At 45.4% G+C, this 17,803-nt stretch carries 12 protein-coding genes, 3 pseudogenes and 2 CRISPR repeat arrays (1 of these 17 only partly in view); of the genes and pseudogenes, 1 reads left to right on the plus strand and 14 read right to left on the minus strand.

Annotated elements, in window-relative coordinates:
* Positions 1–123: direct repeats of the CRISPR family, unit length 32 nt; unit sequence ATTTCAATCCACGCACCCGTGCGGGGTGCGAC; it begins 2,247 nt to the left of the window's first position.
* 222 nt (positions 124–345) lie between these two features.
* The 10 genes and pseudogenes from N0M98_RS13610 to N0M98_RS33890 form a co-directional block, all read right to left on the minus strand.
* The gene (locus N0M98_RS13610; RefSeq protein ID WP_259618198.1) at positions 346–975 is read right to left on the minus strand and encodes a UPF0158 family protein; all 630 of its coding nucleotides are present in this window, start codon (positions 973–975) and stop codon (positions 346–348) included.
* A 227-nt stretch (positions 976–1,202) separates the two neighbouring features.
* Positions 1,203–5,735, minus strand: coding sequence for an S-layer homology domain-containing protein (locus tag N0M98_RS13615; protein WP_259618199.1), 4,533 nt, complete (start codon positions 5,733–5,735; stop codon positions 1,203–1,205).
* A 738-nt stretch (positions 5,736–6,473) separates the two neighbouring features.
* Positions 6,474–6,972: a CRISPR direct-repeat array (repeat unit 32 nt; unit sequence ATTTCAATCCACGCACCCGTGCAGGGTGCGAC).
* Between the two features lie 384 nt (positions 6,973–7,356).
* On the minus strand, positions 7,357–7,410 hold the full coding sequence (locus N0M98_RS33885; RefSeq protein WP_375295486.1) for a hypothetical protein: 54 nt from the start codon (positions 7,408–7,410) through the stop codon (positions 7,357–7,359).
* A gap of 504 nt (positions 7,411–7,914) precedes the next feature.
* Positions 7,915–8,658, minus strand: a complete 744-nt coding sequence (locus tag N0M98_RS13620; RefSeq protein ID WP_259618254.1) for a plasmid pRiA4b ORF-3 family protein — start codon at positions 8,656–8,658, stop codon at positions 7,915–7,917.
* Positions 8,659–8,698: 40 nt separating this feature from the next.
* Positions 8,699–8,938, minus strand: a pseudogene (locus N0M98_RS13625) (IS1096 element passenger TnpR family protein); the annotation flags it as partial.
* A gap of 352 nt (positions 8,939–9,290) precedes the next feature.
* Entirely contained in the window at positions 9,291–10,493 is a 1,203-nt protein-coding gene (locus tag N0M98_RS13630) for a DUF3320 domain-containing protein (protein WP_259618200.1), read from the minus strand.
* 44 nt (positions 10,494–10,537) lie between these two features.
* Positions 10,538–10,933, minus strand: coding sequence for an AAA domain-containing protein (locus tag N0M98_RS13635; RefSeq protein WP_259618250.1), 396 nt, complete (start codon positions 10,931–10,933; stop codon positions 10,538–10,540).
* A 587-nt stretch (positions 10,934–11,520) separates the two neighbouring features.
* The gene (locus N0M98_RS13640; RefSeq protein WP_259618201.1) at positions 11,521–11,877 is read right to left on the minus strand and encodes a type II toxin-antitoxin system VapC family toxin; all 357 of its coding nucleotides are present in this window, start codon (positions 11,875–11,877) and stop codon (positions 11,521–11,523) included.
* Positions 11,874–12,107, minus strand: a complete 234-nt coding sequence (locus tag N0M98_RS13645; protein ID WP_259618202.1) for a hypothetical protein — start codon at positions 12,105–12,107, stop codon at positions 11,874–11,876. Before N0M98_RS13645 ends, N0M98_RS13640 begins: the two co-directional genes overlap by 4 nt.
* Positions 12,108–12,412: 305 nt before the next feature.
* A pseudogene (locus tag N0M98_RS33890) lies at positions 12,413–12,580 on the minus strand (transposase domain-containing protein); the annotation flags it as partial.
* A 330-nt stretch (positions 12,581–12,910) separates the two neighbouring features.
* Here N0M98_RS33890 and N0M98_RS13650 point away from each other — a divergent pair.
* Positions 12,911–13,687 (plus strand): GntR family transcriptional regulator, encoded by a 777-nt coding sequence (locus N0M98_RS13650; RefSeq protein WP_259618203.1) that lies wholly within the window; start codon positions 12,911–12,913, stop codon positions 13,685–13,687.
* 123 nt (positions 13,688–13,810) lie between these two features.
* On the opposite strand, the gene N0M98_RS13655 is transcribed toward N0M98_RS13650, so the two are convergent.
* The 4 genes and pseudogenes from N0M98_RS13655 to N0M98_RS13670 form a co-directional block, all read right to left on the minus strand.
* Complete coding sequence (locus tag N0M98_RS13655; protein ID WP_259618204.1) at positions 13,811–14,560, minus strand: sulfite exporter TauE/SafE family protein; 750 nt, start codon at positions 14,558–14,560, stop codon at positions 13,811–13,813.
* Between the two features lie 73 nt (positions 14,561–14,633).
* Positions 14,634–15,259: pseudogene (locus N0M98_RS13660) on the minus strand (ATP-dependent sacrificial sulfur transferase LarE).
* A 10-nt stretch (positions 15,260–15,269) separates the two neighbouring features.
* Positions 15,270–16,742 carry a lactate racemase domain-containing protein gene (locus N0M98_RS13665; protein ID WP_259618205.1) on the minus strand — a complete coding sequence of 491 codons (1,473 nt, stop codon included), beginning with the start codon at positions 16,740–16,742 and terminating at the stop codon, positions 15,270–15,272.
* A 55-nt stretch (positions 16,743–16,797) separates the two neighbouring features.
* Complete coding sequence (locus N0M98_RS13670; protein WP_259618206.1) at positions 16,798–17,709, minus strand: NAD(P)-dependent oxidoreductase; 912 nt, start codon at positions 17,707–17,709, stop codon at positions 16,798–16,800.
* Positions 17,710–17,803: the final 94 nt, after the last annotated feature.

Here is a 17,803-nt window from a genome sequence, read left to right on the forward strand (position 1 = left end):
AAATTTTTTAGGGAGGGGTTTACTTTATTTCAATCCACGCACCCGTGCGGGGTGCGACTAAATTTTTCTTCTTCCCCGTCATCTTCGGATTATTTCAATCCACGCACCCGTGCGGGGTGCGACTCCGATTTTCAAGGAATAATAGCCCTGAAAAAGGTTTATTTGTTCTAATAATACACCCAATTTATTAAATAAGCCATAAGATATAAAAGCAGCGCTATAATCCGATAACACCATTCGATTTCGCACAGGTGCGAATCTCCCGGGAAATTCATGTTCGCTTCACATTCGCACCAACCTTTTTCCCATTTCAAAGCTATCGACAAGCCAGCCGCTTGCCATAACTCACTCTAACGTTACGTTCACATCGATGGACTCCAGCCAATCTACAACGCGTATCCGATTCCGCTCTTCAACAAAACGGTAATATCGCTCGATCTCGTTACTATCGGAAGCTAGCGCATCTTTGAACCGTCGGAATACCTTCTTGCCGCCGTTCAGTATATTTATCAGGGTTGTTCGTAATCGAGTATCCATAACCATTTCTGCAAAATCAACCATGTCCGCGTACCCTTCACGAGATTCCCGCTGCGGTATCTGAAAATAAATTTCATTGAGCCCTTCCTCGATGATCTCGCTTAATTCTTCGTCTTCTTCATCCAAGTCAAATGCCCGTAATGTGACAACATCGCCTGTTTCAATATTGAGGAAGACCTCAAAGTCATCGCCATAGATATCATAAGCATCTACAAGTTCCTTAAACTGCTGTTTGGTCAATTGTAGCTCTTTCATAGGCTCCCCTTTATCATTCATTCCGTGGGATTTTCCGTTTTTATCCATTTCATATTCTCCCCACGTTATTCCATAGGGAAAACCACCAGCCGTATATCCCGCAATAAAATAAAAATTTTCATCTTGTTCAAGCGCCTCTGAGCTAATTTGGTCTTTACGCTTCTTTTTCTTCTTGCCGCTCATGCATCCTCACCCTACTTCCACTGTAACCGGGCATGAAGATCGTCCAGATTATCGCGGAATCTCCAACCGACGCCGCGCATGTTCGAGACAATCGCTTCAAATCGCTGCTCGTATGCATTGAACCATTCGCCCGTTTCTTGGCCCTTATTATAAATTCTAACCGTAATTTGCAAAATAAAGCAACGCAGGTGCAGGACCCGCGTTGCTTTATTTTCAAGCTATACAATTCAATTAGCATTTCCCTGTTCAGGTTCCCATCTTTCCCAACCGTTAGACAACGGTGAGTAATGATGGGACAGCGTTGCTTCCGCGATGTCGGACGCTGCCCAATAATCTTGGGGCACATCAGGCCATTTCGACGTATCCGCGTTCTGTGGCTTGCGTCCCAAATATCTATTAATGGTCGTTACCGCTTCAGCCCGTGTCACCGATGCATCCGGTTTAAAGGTTCCATCTTCGTAACCTTGCATGAGTCCAGAGCGGGTTACCCGATCGATGGCATCTTCCGCCCAATGTTGGCCGGTATCCGTGTAAACGATACCCTTTGCGGTAAGAGGTGGATTTAGTTTGGTTAAGATTTGGGCGAACTCTGCACGGGTTAGTGCCTCGTCAGGATTGAACCGATTTCCCGATGTTCCGTTCATGATGCCAAGCTGGCGAACATAGGCAATTTCTTTGTTGGCCCAATGCTTGTCGGTCACATCGGAGTAAGGTATGATGTCTGCTGACACTTCTCCTTGCGGCAATATTCGTGTGATAATGGCGGCTATCTCGGCCCGGGTTATCGACAGCTCGGGTTTAAACTGCTTATCAGGATATCCTTCCAAGTAAGGTGTGTGAAGTCTTGTTTCTACGACTGCTGTGTCTGCACCGAAATCTACGCGTACGATGGATTGACCAACATGTATGATGCCGTCGCGAACGTAACTCGTATCGCCATGAAGCTCGTTCCGTTTGTCGTTGCGACTATCGTACGTTACATAGCCGTCCTTTTCGGCAGTGAAATAATAATCGCCATCCGCATATACCATCCAGCCGTATTGACCGCCATCCTTCGTTATCTGCGGGTTGTTGTTCTGGTTTGGCAACATATCAGGCAGCAGCGGCAAATCAACGACCGTGCCCGGCGTTCTTCCTTTGCTTCTATTCAATTCGGTATCCGCCCAGTACAAGACCGTACGCATACCGTCAATCGGCTTGCCGGTCATCGAATCCGATGCGATACCGAAAGGGTCGATCAGATCGGACTTCATGCTGGCGTTTCCGTTTGCGTCAACGGTGATCGTAACGGTATTTCCGACAAGCTTCTGACCATCGGGCGCAACGGTGTTTAACACGGCTTTGTACTCACCAGGCGCAACTGGGGTCATCGTGATTTTGCCATCTTGATCGAATGTAATGCTGGAACCGGAAATTGTCTTGCCGTCGGCAGTCAACAGTTCGCCTTCAAGCTTGATGGAAGAACCGAGCTTGCTATTCAGTTGAATGAGTGAGTTGTTATCTACATCATTGATATGCAGGTCTACCGGAACGCTAGAAACGCTGCTAGACGTAGTCCCTCGCGATGAACGCACAACCTTTTTTGTGATTTCATTTTCAGTCAATGTAATCTGCTTGAAGCTTACGATCTTATTATCCGAGTCCAATTCATATACACCGACGTACTTGTTCGTCGTTGCATCCACTCCGCTAATATCCGCCCCCGATGTGAACGGATTCGTGACGCCCGTTCCTGTTGGCGCCGCGTCACCGACGTTCGGCGTAGAGATCGGGCTGCTAGAGACGTAGATCATGTACGTGTTGCCATCGGTAGGCGAACTCACCGTCACCTTGGTCGTGCCAAATGTGCTGCCGGGACCTGCTACCGTATCCAATACCGGCGCTGTAACCGGAGTATCCGCTTGTTTGATTTCATTTCCAGTTAATGTGATCTGCTTGAAGCTTACGATCTTATTATCTGAGTCCAATTCATACACACCGACGTACTTGTTCGTCGTTGCATCCACTCCGCTAATATCCGACCCCGATGTGAACGGATTCGTGACGCCCGTTCCTGTTGGCGCCGCGTCACCGACGTTTGGCGTGGCGATCGAGCTGCTTGAGACGCGGATCATGTACGTGTTGCCGCCGGTAGGCGAATTTATCGTCAACTTGGTCGTGCCGACTGCGCTGCCGGGACCTGCTACCGTATCCAATACAGGCACGGCAACCGGAGCTTGCTTGATTTCATTTTCAGTCAATGTGATCTGCTTAAAGCTTACGATCTTTTGGTCTGAGTCCAATTCATACACGCCGACGTACTTGTTCGTCGTTGCGTCCACTCCACTAATATCCGAGCCCGATGTGAACGGATTCGTGACGCCTGTCCCTGTCGGCGCTGCATCTCCAACATTCGGCGTGGCGATCGAGCTGCTTGAGACGCGGATCATGTACGTGTTGCCATCGGTAGGCGTATTCACCGTCACTTTGGTGGTGCCGACTGCGCTGCCGGGACCTGCTACAACGTCTAATACCGGTGCTGTAACCGGAGAATCCGCTTGTTTGATTTCATTTTCAGTCAATGTGATCTGCTTAAAGCTTACGATCTTTTGGTTCGAGTCCAGCTCATACACACCGACGTACTTGTTTGTCGTTGCATCCACTCCGCTAATATCCGAGCCTGATGTGAATGGATTCGTGACGCCTGTCCCTGTCGGCGCTGCGTCCCCAACGTTCGGTGTGGCGATCGAGTTGTTTGAGACGCGGATCATGTACGTGTTGCCATCGGTAGGCGAACCAACCGTCACCTTGGTCGTACCAACTGCGCTGCCCGGACCTGCTACCGTATCCAATACCGGCGCTGCTACCGGAGTATCTGCTTGCTTGATTTCATTTTCAGTCAATGTGATCAGTTTGAAGCTTACGATCTTATTGTTCGAATCCAGCTCATACACACCGACGTACTTGTTTATCGTTGCATCCACTCCGCTAATATCCGACCCCGACGTGAACGGATTCGTGACGCCCGTTCCTGTTGGCGCTGCGTCTCCAACATTCGGCGTGGAGATTGAGCTGTTAGAGACGCGGATCATGTACGTGTTGCCGCCGGTAGGCGAATTTATCGTCACTTTGGTCGTGCCGACTGCGCTGCCGGGACCTGCTACCGTATCCAATACCGGCGCGGCCACTGGAGCTTGTTTGATTTCATTTTCAGTCAATGTGATCAGTTTGAAGCTTACGATCTTATTGTTCGAACCCAGCTCATACACACCGACGTACTTGTTTATCGTTGCATCCACTCCGCTAATATCCGACCCCGACGTGAACGGATTCGTGACGCCCGTTCCTGTTGGCGCTGCGTCTCCAACATTCGGCGTGGAGATTGAGCTGTTAGAGACGCGGATCATGTACGTGTTGCCGCCGGTAGGCGAATTTATCGTCACTTTGGTCGTGCCGACTGCGCTGCCCGGACCTGCTACCGTATCCAATACCGGTGCGGCCACTGGAGCTTGTTTGATTTCATTTTCAGTCAATGTGATCAGTTTGAAGCTTACGATCTTATTGTTCGAATCCAGCTCATACACACCGACGTACTTGTTCGTCGTTGCATCCACTCCGCTAATATCCGACCCCGATGTGAACGGATTCGTGACGCCCGTTCCTGTTGGCGCCGCGTCCCCAACGTTCGGCGTAACAATGCTGGCAGACGATACTTTCACGGCCCAATGGTTACCCGTTCCCAGTGGGGATGTTACCGTTACCGTCGTCGTACCCGTAGCCGTACCCGGCAAGGAAGTTACATTCAGCACCGCTGGAGTCTGAGGACGAATAACAGGAGGATAAGAGGTAATGTAAGTACCATCAGCAGCAAAAACCTTCACCTTCTGTCCCGACGAATCCGTCACATATATCTTTCCTCCCTGATCAACCGCCGTAGCTACTGGAAACCTGAAAGCATTGTCGGCAGTTCCCGACGTTCCAGGTGTCCCTAGCATCCGTAGAAGCGTACCGTCGCTGCTGTATATTTTCACCGTATAATCCGACCTGTCCGTCACATACAGATTACCCGTATCATCGATTGTCATTCGACTCGGACCCCCACCCTCGATATCGAGAGTGCCAATCTCGCGGTCAGCATTACTATTCAAAATATCGATCTTGTAGTTATCCACAGAATAAAATCTTGCTACAGTAACATACAAGTTTCCATCGCTCCCGATATCCATTCCGGTCGAGCGATACTTACTACCATTAATAAGGCTACCAATATACCTGACTTCAGCTGTTCCGCTTGTGAGGTTGAAAATATAAATAGAATAATTTTGAGAAAGCACATAAATCTTTTCATTCCCGAACTTAATGTCTTCCAAACCGCCATCGTTACCCGGGAATGTCCAAGTTTTCAGATACGAGCCAGCCCCATCAAAAATTTGGATTCTCTTATTGCCGGAATCCAAGACATAAATTTGCTTCTGCCCTTCAGTGTCCTTCCTGACAGCAACGCCCATTGGATAATTAAGATACGAATTAGTGTCTCCGAATGTTCCTGGCGTCCCGAGCGTCCTAATCAGGTTTCCGCTCGAATCCAGCATGAATACAGCATGTTTCCCTATATCCGTAACATATAAAACTCCGTCTTCATCGACGGTTGCGCCATAAGGGCTGCTGAAGGAGTATGCTGTCTCCTCCGCCTGCGCGGCTTGCGGGAACCACCCCGTACCGACAAAAAACGACACAATCAGAGCCATCATTAGTAATCGATTCAATCGTTTAGCGTTCAATTGTACATTTTTCCTTTCTTTAATGCGGTATTTTCGTTTCTCTTCAATCCAATCTCCCCTACCACCATACCTGATAGCACCTTAAAAAAACCTTAAAAATCGACAATGTTCTCCCAAGATAAATAGGTCCCCACCGTAGCCGATGGAGACCTGTTGAATAGTTACATGATATTGGCAGTTGTTAACCCGACGAGAACCGATGCGAGTCGTTACCTTCGTCCCTCGCCCCGGATCATTAGCTCAATCTTGACATAGGTCTCGATCAGAATGTTTATGCTAAATGCTATCTCCTTACGATCGACGCGCAGCACTCATGAGTGGAGGTGATGCTCATGCAACTTTTGTTTGCAGAAGCGACCCTGCTTGGCATGTTCTTACTGGCACTGATCACATATCTGAAAAAACGAAAATAACCCGCCCAGGTTGACGGCCTGCGGGTTATTTGTTGGTTTTTGACTGGGGCTTCCCACCCAAAACGTTGTGCAAGGAGCCGGATGGCCATCCGATTCAACCCCGGCGACGTGGTTCCGGTTGGCTGATTTCAATCCACGCACCCGTGCGGGGTGTGACCGTTTGAAACTTCGGGTGATTTTATGTACATGCCGATTTCAATCCACGCACCCGTGCAGGGTGCGACAATCGATGCATCCGGCTGCACTTCTTCCAGCGGGGATTTCAATCCACGCACCCCGTGCAGGGTGCGACTTGTCGTTTGGTCCTTGGCGATCCCCTGCATAAATTTCAATCCACGCACCCGTGCAGGGTGCGACGCGCATCACGTACCTTGAATTCCATCTTGAACTTGTTATTTCAATCCACGCACCCGTGCAGGTTGCGACCCGGACGATATAATAGTCGGCCGTCTGGCCCTCATCATTTCAATCCACGCACCCGTGCAGGGTGCGACACAAGGAAGGCTCTTCGTAATATTGGGTTGATTATTTCAATCCACGCACCCGTGCAGGGTGCGACTTTAATGTTACCAACGCAGATATCTTGATGGATATTTCAATCCACGCACCCGTGCAGGGTGCGACAAAATAAAGTCAAAAAACAGAAAGCGGAGGACGTATTTCAATCCACGCACCCGTGCAGGGTGCGACGCGATTTAACGGGCTTAGGAGACTGTCTGAGCACCAATTTCAATCCACGCACCCGTGCAGGGTGCGACAGTTTGTAGAGTGTAAAAACTATTTGTTTCGTTTATTTCAATCCACGCACCCGTGCAGGGTGCGACTCCGATTTCCAAGGAATATTAACCCCGAAAAAGGTTTATTTAGTTTAATCATACACCCAATCTACTGAATAAGCCATAAGATATAGAAGCATCGCTGTAATCCGATAACACCATTCGATTTCGCACAGGTGCGAATCCCCCGGGAAATTCATGTTCGCTTTACATTCGCACCACAATCTAGCAGCCTTCTCTATCCGTTTTACTTGATACGGCATCAGCAGCTCATTATCGAGCTTCAGCCCTTTTCCATCCCTTTAATGTCCAGCTTTGCCCGTGAATCTCCCTCCTACATAAAAAGCACCGCGGCATCCCACATTGAGCACGCAGTGCTGTAACCAACCTTTTTCCAATATCGAAGCTTATAAACAATCCGCTTGCCATAACTCACTCTAACGTTACTTTCACATCGATGGACTCCAGCCAATCTACAACGCGTATGCGATTCCGCTCCTCGACAAAACGGTAATACGCTCAATCTCATTACTATCGGAAGCCAGCGCATCTTTGAACCGTCGGAATATCCTCTTGCCACCGTTCAGTACATCCATCAAGATTGTCTGTAATCGGGCATCCGTAACCGTTTCTGCAAAATCAACCATATCCTCGAACCCTTCATGAGATTCCCGCTGCGGTATCTGAAAATAAATGTCATCGAACCCTTGAGAAAGGCCTCCATGCTATCGCCATAGATATCATAAGCTTCTGCAAGCTCGCGGAACTGCTATTTGGTCAATTTTAGTTCTTTCATAGGTCCTCCTTTATCATTCATTCCGCGAAAATTCCCATTTTGCCCCATTTCATATTCTTCCCGCGTTAGTCCATAGGGAAAACCGCCCGCCGTATATCCCGCAATAAAATAAAAATTTTCGTCTTGTTCAAGCACTTCTGTGCTAATCCGGTCTTTGCGCTTCTATCTCTTCTTCCCGCTCATGCATCCTCACCTTATACCCACTGTAGCTGAGCATGAAGGTCGGCCAGTTTGTCGTAGAATCCCCATCCGATGCCGCGCGTACTCAGGACAATCGCTTCAAGTCGCTCCTCGTATGCATCGAACCATTCGCCCGTTTCATCATCATTGACCATATTAATAACATTAGCGTACATCGATGCCATGCTGTAATAAAACCGTTCGTCGATATCTCCATACGTTAATGTATAGGAGACACCCATTTCAATGTAGATCAGCTTTAGTTCCAGCGTGCGCTCGACGCTTTCGGTCAATCGCTCAAATTCAGATATCGCCGCTCCGGCTTCTTGGAGCCATAGCTTGCCAATGCCCCGCTCAGGGAAAAACTCCTGCTCAACCTTCTTGCGATACTCATGAAACATCGACTCCAGCGCTTCGTCGCCCAAAATTTTGACTGCAAGAAACTTCCCCATATCTTTACTGGCGCCATAACAAGCCTTCACCAACTCAATAAGCTGATCGTTGCTTAATTGTTTCAGATGCTTATTCAATGCGGGCTTCGTGAGCTTAACGGATTTTGGACTGGCAGGCCGCTGAAGAAACGCTTTGGGTATGAGCTTGTCCTTCCAATTTTGCAGCGCTGCATTCACTTCATTGCAAGAAAAATATTCGGGATCGTATCCCTCCCTGATCCAGCCGGTAAACTGCTCCCGCTCCGGATGATCGGGAGTGTTCAGAACTTCCAGCATATGCTGATGGCCCCAAGGCGCCGCCCACATCCTCCTGCGGGCAGCTGCGAGCTCCATTCAGGCACAAAGGGGCAGGATCGGAAGCAGTAGAAGGATCTATTCGGACCAGTGTCACCGTATGCTGCCAGTCATCGCCAAAATCATAGACATATGTAAAAACGGAGCCTTCCTCGTGAACATGCTTTTGAACGGTTTCTCTCCGAGCATTGAGCACCTCGTGATCTTCTCTAGCTGCGAGCTCTGGAACAGGCAATCTGATCTCCTGCCCATTCACATGAAACTCATACAGATGACAATTTTCCCATCCCATGACCACCTGAATGATTTTTATGAAGCTGATGAAACGTTACATCCGGGTGAAAACGGAACTCCCGCCAAATCTTCGGGGTTATTTCATTGAGCTCGATTTTGCAAATATAATTCATTCTTGCCGCGCCTCCTTTGGGATATTCCACGCATACCAATAACCCCATTGGCTCTTCTTCGCGTTTTGAGCCGGAGCTAGAACTCCGCGATTTACTCATTGTTATGCGCCTTCATCCGGGTGTCGTACGCCATTCGCGCCGCGGCATCCCGACTGAGAAATTCCAGCATATATATCCGTAACCTCCCTATAAAAAATAGGACGGCATCCAACCAGGATGTCGTCATGTATCACCTAACTATTTGATCACTATGCGCTGATTCTCATCAACTAGAACGTAGCCCAGTTCAATCGCTCTCTGAATTCCAAACTTGACCACTTTCTCCAATGCGGTACCGCTTCTGGCATAGCCCAAAATTTTAACAACTTGTTTGACCAGCTCTTCCGGAGAAAGACTGATTTGTGAATCCAATACCGCTTTAACGGCAGCCGCCACTTCTTCAGGCGGTATATCTTCTGCGGCGCGACGCTGCGATTCTTCAGCTGAAATTCGAAACATTCCGTATTGATGCGGTTGAATTTCTTCCGGCCAAAAGTATATGACCCCTTCCATTTCCGTCGTTTGGAGCCCCAGCCTGGTGAACAAATCTGAAAATCGCTGGTCCAGCTTGGCGCCTAGACGCGCAATTCCCCAAGCCTGTAAAATCCGCTTAGTCAATAAACTTCGGCTAATAGGTCCTTCTTCTTGGATAACTTTTTTAATTTGGCCTAAGATTAAATCGGTGTAACTCGGCAAATAAAATTGCTCTACGCCGAACGGTACAGGATCAAGTATGCATTGCTTGTACAATGGTCCGGGCGCCGCTTTACTTGACTGGTTGATGCCAACAGGATTTGCTTCAGCTAGTCCCTCATATTTCCCGGAAGGTGCAGTTATCTGCTCTAGCTGGCTTAGCTCCTCGCTGGCAGATCGTGTTACCGGTTGAATCTGTGACTTGTAGTCTTTTACATGCTCAATAGCCTCAACCATACGCCGAACGACACTATGCCTGTTCTCCCACCAATCCGGGCTCCATACCCTCAGCAGATTCCAACCGAGCTGACGGAGCACCTGTTCTCTTAAAATATCGCGATCACGAGCAGTTTCAGCATTTTCATACATAGGTCCATCGAGTAGAATGCCCATTAGGTATTGGCCTCGATGCTCTGGATCTAGTACGCCAATATCGACGCGATACCCCGATGTCCCTACGTGGAGATCCGTTTCGTACCCCAAAGCTTTTAGCTCGCTGGCTAAGCTGCGATGAAGATGAGAAACGATCGGAATATATCCTGCGGCCTGACCGGCAGGCAGTACCTGCTTTCCTTTTTCGGCATAATCCAGAAATGCTTTTAAGCCCAGTACCCCCTGTGCGCTGATCCTGCTTGCCTGTAGATGGTGAGAACGGAGCGTCGAGAAGACAATCATCTCATGCCTGGCTCTGGATACGGCTGCGTTCAATCGCCGCCAGCCGCCGTCACGATTCAACGGACCAAAATTAAGACTTACCTTGCCTGAAGCGTCGGGCCCATAACCAACCGAAAATAAAATGACATCCCGTTCATCCCCTTGGACGTTTTCCAGGTTTTTAATAAAAATGGGTTCCGGCAGCTGCTCTTGGTGAAAAAACGGGTCGGAGGCAATTGCTTAGGATCGCCTACAATCACTGCTTGATGTCCGCGTGCCAACGCTCCTACCGCTTGCGCCGTAGGAACCTGCGAGGCTTCGTCAAAGATAACCAGATCAAACTTGACCCCATTTGGATCAAGATACTGGGCCACCGAGATGGGGCTCATCAACATGCACGGTGTCAGTCTTCGCAGCAGATTCGGAATTTGCTCAAACAATTTGCGGATCGAAATATTCCTCCCGTTGACTCTTACCCGTTCCCGGCGGGCCATGAAGAACAAAGCTCTGTCCCCCCGCGGCAGCACGTATAGCCGATAACTGCGAGGAATCCGCGCTAATTGGCATGGCGAGGCTTGAAGGGTGATCTTCATCAAGCCTTCTCTCTATTTCGCCGGCTGGCTCCTGCCACTTGAGCCTTCCTTCCATAAGACTTGCCACAACCTTATTCTCGGCCAATTGATCCGCCCGCGTACGGATATCGTTCCACATTACGAATTGACCAAAAGAAAATAGCCCCAATTATGCAGTCTCTTCGACATCCCAACGAGAAACATGAATAAGGGCATGCCGGATCACATTAAAAACTTGTTTGAGTGCAACTCCCTTCTCCTCTCTTGGCAGCGGGTCCAGGCCGTCTATGCCGATACCGAATATAGCTGGAGTCTCAGCAAACGATTCTCTTGTTTAAGAGCTTCAATATCATTTAAGGCTCGATCAAGCTGTCGCTCCAAATCATTACTCATAATTCCTCCAGAAAATAAATAGGATTTTCGATTTCCTCTTCAATTACAGCATCCAGTGAATACACGAAAAGCCGCCTTCCCAAATAAAAGTGGGAGACGACTTCACTTAAATCAAGTTATATTTTTAACAGCGGTACTTCTAATTCACTCTGAACAAAGCTCATATCAGCATCCCTAGATACTAATATGAGATCACTAGCCAGAGCTGTCGCAATAATAAGAGCATCAGGAGTTTTCAACTTCCGGCCCTTGCCCTTCTGGTCTCTGCGAATAGTTCCGGCCAGTTTGGCAATGTCAGAGGTAATGTCTATACATCTTTTTGTTGTAAACAACTTCTCGGCGAGAAGCTGTTCCTCAGGTTTTAACCCAGCAAACACTTCACATTCTGTAATTGTAGAAAAATCGACAACGTTACCTTCATTCATAAAGATTGCAATCGCAATATTCGTATCCAACAAATAACCGTTGGTCATGCGTTCCATTCCTCGCGTGATCTTTTCACTTCTTCAAGAAGTTCTTTCCCTCGTTCTGGAGATAGTACACCGGCTACTTCCAAAATATCATCAACGGAGTAGTCGTCCTCTTGCGCCTCCACGGTCTGTTTATCAAGGTCAATGAGAACACGTGCATTATTTATGTTGAGTTTTTGAAGGATCGATTTAATTGCGCTAGCTGTTTGTAAATCCATTTTTTGGGGAAGCATTTTTATCCCTCCTGTTGTCGTACATATTAGATTCATTATACCACACCTACTGTTGTTCCAATAACTGTTACTTTTCATTAAGGGCACATCATCTTCTGCGACGTTCAGACATATGCGAAAGAAATCATCATGGGAAATGCGCCGCTGTCGCCGCACACGTCGCCTCGTGTCGGCTTATTAAATGGAGCTACTGTTCCAACGCCCGCAAAAAACCGTAAAATTCCAGCCTTTTGAGCGAGCATTTCGTAAACGTAAAATAGGCCCCACCTATCATTCAGGTGGAAGCCAGAGTATGTGGATGAAGATTACGGTGTGCGACAGCTATCCGGCAGTGATGAGGACCAGGGCATAAACGGTTCTAGCGCCTGCGGTTGCGGTAATTGCTCGAACAGGTACATGAGGTACCGGTACGGATGCAGCCCGTTTTCTTTAGGCTCCCGTTCAATCGCAAAAAGCCGGTTGCAATACGAGATCAGAATTATTAAATTCGACAAACCAGGGAAAATCCTCCATAAAACAACAGGGCACCTGTCTAACAAAAAAACTATACCGTCTGTTTGAACGGTACAGGTGTTCAAAGCTGTTTTGGAAGCATTGTATGCAAGCCCGATCAGACAAGCGAATCCGTCCGCTTTCACACGATGCATTTGCTTGGCAGGTTCCGCGTACGAATAATGACCACGAACGTTTCTTTCGTCAGACCATTGACACTTCTGCTGCACTTGTCTAAAATAAATACATTATCTATTGTTATAACAATAGAACCATGAGATAAAATGGATAACCATTTAGGAGTTTGAGATATGGGAAGAAAAATGTCTTCAAATCATGAAAATACGAAACTTGATCATAGCATCCCAATCCCCTTACATTATCAACTTTCGGAAATTATTCGAAATGAACTTCTTAATGGAAATTTAGTGGATGAAAACGGGAAAATGATAACCGAAGCAGAAATATCGAAACGGTTTAAGGTCAGTCGAATAACCGTAAGAAGTGCTATAAAGCCACTTGTTGATGAAGGTCTATTATGGCGAGAAAGAGGAAGAGGGACTTTCCTAAAGACCAATAAAGTAGAAAACTGGGTCGGACAATTGATGGGATTTTCCGAAACGATAAAAGCTGCCGGTTTTCAACCCGGTGGAAAAGTGCTTAATAAGGGAAAAGTAACCCGTTTACCGAAAAAAATCCAAGAGAATTTAACTATAGATCAAGGATGGGAGCTTAAAAGGCTACGATATGCTGATGATAAACCAATTGCCATAGAGCATTCTTTCTTTACCCCGGAAATCGGATCTGAGCTTGAAAAACAAGGAGATTTAGATAACATTCTAACATACCGCTTTATTGAAAATGAGTTAAAAATGAATCTGCATGAAGCTACACAGATAATTAGTGCGGTTAATGCAAGCAAACAAGAATCCGAAATGCTCGACATCGGAGAAAAGGATGCATTGCTTTATATCGAACGTGTAACCAAATCGCTGGATGGAAAGCCCGTTGAATTTTTGCAGGCTATTTATCGCCCCGATTATTTCCACTATGTAATTCTTCTAAATAGACAGCATCAATTTATTTAATTTAACTTTTTACTCACGAATCAGTTTAGTTGTTGATAACATTATAAGGAGCCAAAATGTTGGCTCCTTGCCGATTCCCATCTTTTCAAGCATCTACTGCTAATGAGTTATCCTGTAAACTATTTAAACTAGTAAACTAGCTCCTGAGATAATCAGAAGGGTATAAGAAATCGTCATAAATAAATGCTGACTCATTTTTTTGTGAAAAATGCTGCCAATTACCGTCCCGATAACGAGCGGCAGGATTGACAATAGTAAAAAGTGGTTAAATTGGGGTGTAAAATCACCCTTCCATACACTTTCTGCAGCAATAATTGAATTGAGCACAATCCATATCATTGAAAGTGTTGCCCTAAATTCTTCCTTGTTTTTCAACCTTTTGGTGGCATATATGACTAAAAGCGGACCCCCCGTCACAAATAACCCATGAACGACACCGGCCAATAGGAGAAGAATATTTGCACTCCATTTTCCTATATCCTTCTCGGATCCGCCACCCTTCTTTTGCAAATAAAGACCGCGAAAACCGACAAACATGATAAAGAAAGGCAAAATTATCAGAAGCCATTTAAATGGAAGAACGTGATATAGCAATAACCCAGCAATTAAGCCGATCAGCATCGTAATTAAGATTTTAAAAAACTCGTTCCATATTATATGCCGATAAGATTTCATCACAATCCAAATACTTGCTAATATTCCCAATACATTTATGACTTGTTTAGATGTTTCCAGACCAATTAGAAGCACTGCAAATGGCATGGCAATGACGGCCCCAGCAAAACCAGTGATTCCTTGTATCATGTTAGAAATAAAAACTATTGCAAAAAAGGCTGAAAAGATTAGAAACCATTGCTCCGGATTAATCACCATTATTTCCTCCGCCAAATTGGGATACGCGTCCTCCAGCCACACTCATATGTTGCTAATTGTTCCTCTAGTTTCTTCAAAGCACTTTATTCATACTACCGCTTTGATATCCAATTAAATCTAATGTTATATATTTATATCCGTATTTTTGAAGCTCTTTAGCAATGATATCGCGATGTTCAAGAATGATTCGCATATCCTGTTCTTCAACTTCAATTCTAGCAATCTCTTGGTGCGTTCTAACCCGCACTTGACAGATTTGGAAAGTTTTTAAAAAGCCTTCTGCCTTTTCAACATTTGTTAGTTTTTCTTTTGTGATGTACTCCCCATATGCTATCCTTGATGACAAGCAGGCAAGCGACGGTTTATTCCAATTCGGTAAATCCAACTGTCGCGATAGCTCCCTGATTTCTTCTTTAAACAAATTAAATGATCGAATAAACTGCTTTTGCAAAAATAGCATCTATTCCGATTGTTTTCTGCATAACCCGCAATAGCTAGTTCAGATGTTTCGATTATCTTGTGTTGTACGCCGATATTTTCGGCCAGTTTTATTGCCTCTTTAAGTTCACTTGAAGGATATGATTCCGAGTCTGCTGTCACAGCAAGTACATGATCTACTCCTAATGTATCAACAGCGGCCTTTAATAAAAAAGAGCTATCTACTCCTCCCGAGAATGCTACAACAACTGATTTAAGCACTTATCCCCCTTTACATATGATGGCGGGAACTATTTCCTTCAATCATTTCATCTTTCATCATTAAATGAACTGCTGCAGTTTTAAATGCTTTGGGTAATGCCAGAATATGGGGATTGTTACCCACATATTTTTTCTTGGCATCTTCTAGTGCTTCTTCAAAAGTAGCTCTTGTCTTTAATCCCATTCCCCTGGCATATCCGGGCATTTCCGCACCTACGATATATATGGCTGATGTATTCTTTTCAGCAATGTGCCCGCTTGATATCATAGAAAATCCATGAAATGGGTGAAATGCGTTCGCAAATCGATATTTTCTTATATATTCTTCATTTGTGGCAAAATATTGTCCATATAGATTTAAATCAGGCAATATATTCATACTATCTTTTTGGAACATTTCATACATTTCTCTAGTATAGGGCCATATTTCATCATGAAAATACCCATTGCAGGTGGAAGAGCAGATAATCACGCAATTATCACTCATAATTCTCCGATGCCGTATCACTTGTGCCGAAATTGCTTGCATCATCATAATAGGATTTGTACCCATGCCATCTCCATAATGGAATGACTGAGGTAGACCAAAAACTAACACATCGTATTTTTTTTCGGCAAAGGGGACAAAGGTACGTTTATTTGCAGTCTGCCAGGAGATGGTTTGAAGCTCTTTGGCATATCCACTATAAATTTCGATTTGTCTGGATTTACTATCCAAAACAGCATCACAACAGAAAAATTTCTTCCCCATGCATTTTTCCATATGTTCTCCGATTTCATCAAACTTCGTACGCATTAAAGAGTTTGTACTGACCGGAACAAAGTCTTTTCGATGCATTACTTTAGGAACATGATGGGAAGCAATCGATTTCCAGTGCGTAATGCCTGTAGAACAGTGTTTGTATCCTCCAGAATAACCACCATAAGGGTTACCTTGGGTATGTCCAATTAAAATCGCAACATCACTCTCATATACATATTTATTCATAATGACAGGATCTCCACTTTCGGTTGTACCAAGATCCACTAAATGTTCGTAGTCTTCACTATCATGGTTAATGATTTGATTCGAATAGAAAAATTCATGAAAGATATCATCCCCGAGAATATTCCGAATTTCTTTATCAGTATTTTTCCGGTGGAGTCCGATAGAGCAAATCAACAGAATATCCTTTTTTTCAACTCCAACAGAATAGAGCTCATTTAATATGAGTTTAATAGATACTTTTCTGTGTGCAGTTGCCTGCTCGCCGCCTTTTACTTTATCCGGGAAAATAATGGTTACTTTTGATCCTTTTTTCGCCAGTTCGGTTAATGGTTCCATACCGATAGGGTTACGGATCGATTCAAGTGTTTTTTCTTCAATTTGATCTTCTGGAATACAAGGTGGATCTGGAATCGTTTCTCCAGGAATAAATACATCGGTATTTTCAGGAAGGTTCGCTTCCAATAAACCATGGCCATATTCAAAAGAAAGTTTCATATCAAATTCCCACTCTTTCTTTAAATTTTTTTCAACTCATTGGATATGCATTGCATTATTGTTCCAACTTTTTAAAATGTTCCTCAAATACTTTTGCAATTGAGCTTGTATCTTGCTTCCCAAGACCTTTCCCTTTAGCGTTCTCGTTGAACATCTGCACAAACCCTGCAATCAATGGTGTCACTCCAGCATCCTTTGCCATTTGGATGCCAAGGTCTGCATCCTTACATAGTAGCTCTATCGTAAAAGTAGGGTTGTCATATTCCTCAAGGACAATTCTTCTTGCAGTTTCTTTGAATAAACCGCTTACAGTAGCCGCATCGCTGTTTGCAACTACATCGTAAAACGCTTTTTTATCAACTCCGATTGCTTTCGCTAATGCCATAACCTCCGCGCTTACACCATTAATAACGGAAAACATCAACTGATTTAACAGCTTTAATGCATTACCAGCCCCGACATCCCCGACTCTGACCACTTTTTTCGCGAAGGTTAATAACACAGGTGTTGCAAATTCAATCGCGATTTCACTGCCACCGGCAGGAAGCAGCCAATTCCCTACAGCACTTGGCCGTCCCAAAATCGAAGTATCTACATAGCTTGCTCCCTTTGCCGCTACGATTTCAGCACCATTTTGAGAAGTTAGCGGGCTTACTGTACTTGTATCTACTATTACATGTTCTGCAGTCAATGCATCTATTAACCCCTTTTCCCCGCTAATCACTTCAAATATATGCTTGGCAGCAGGCAATGACATAAGAATCAGCTTTGCCTCACTAGCCACTTCTGCTGGGCTTGAAGCAAGAACGGCTCCCTTTTCCTTTGCGAACTCTTGGGCTGCCGGGAAAGGATCGAAGGCTACCACCTCAAATCCGTTTTCAATCAATCGTTCTAACATACACTTCCCCATTGTGCCGACGCCAATAAGACCTACTTTATTTACTCTCAAATCTGCCGATGACAACATACATACTTTCTCCCTTCTTCTCCGTTTCCGTTATCTTCGAGTCATTTTGTCCCATTGTTATAACAATATGCACTAACTTTATTCTAGCACAAAT

The sequence above is a fragment of the Paenibacillus doosanensis genome (assembly GCF_025060755.1).
Classification (GTDB): Bacteria; Bacillota; Bacilli; order Paenibacillales; family NBRC-103111; genus Paenibacillus_S; species Paenibacillus_S doosanensis.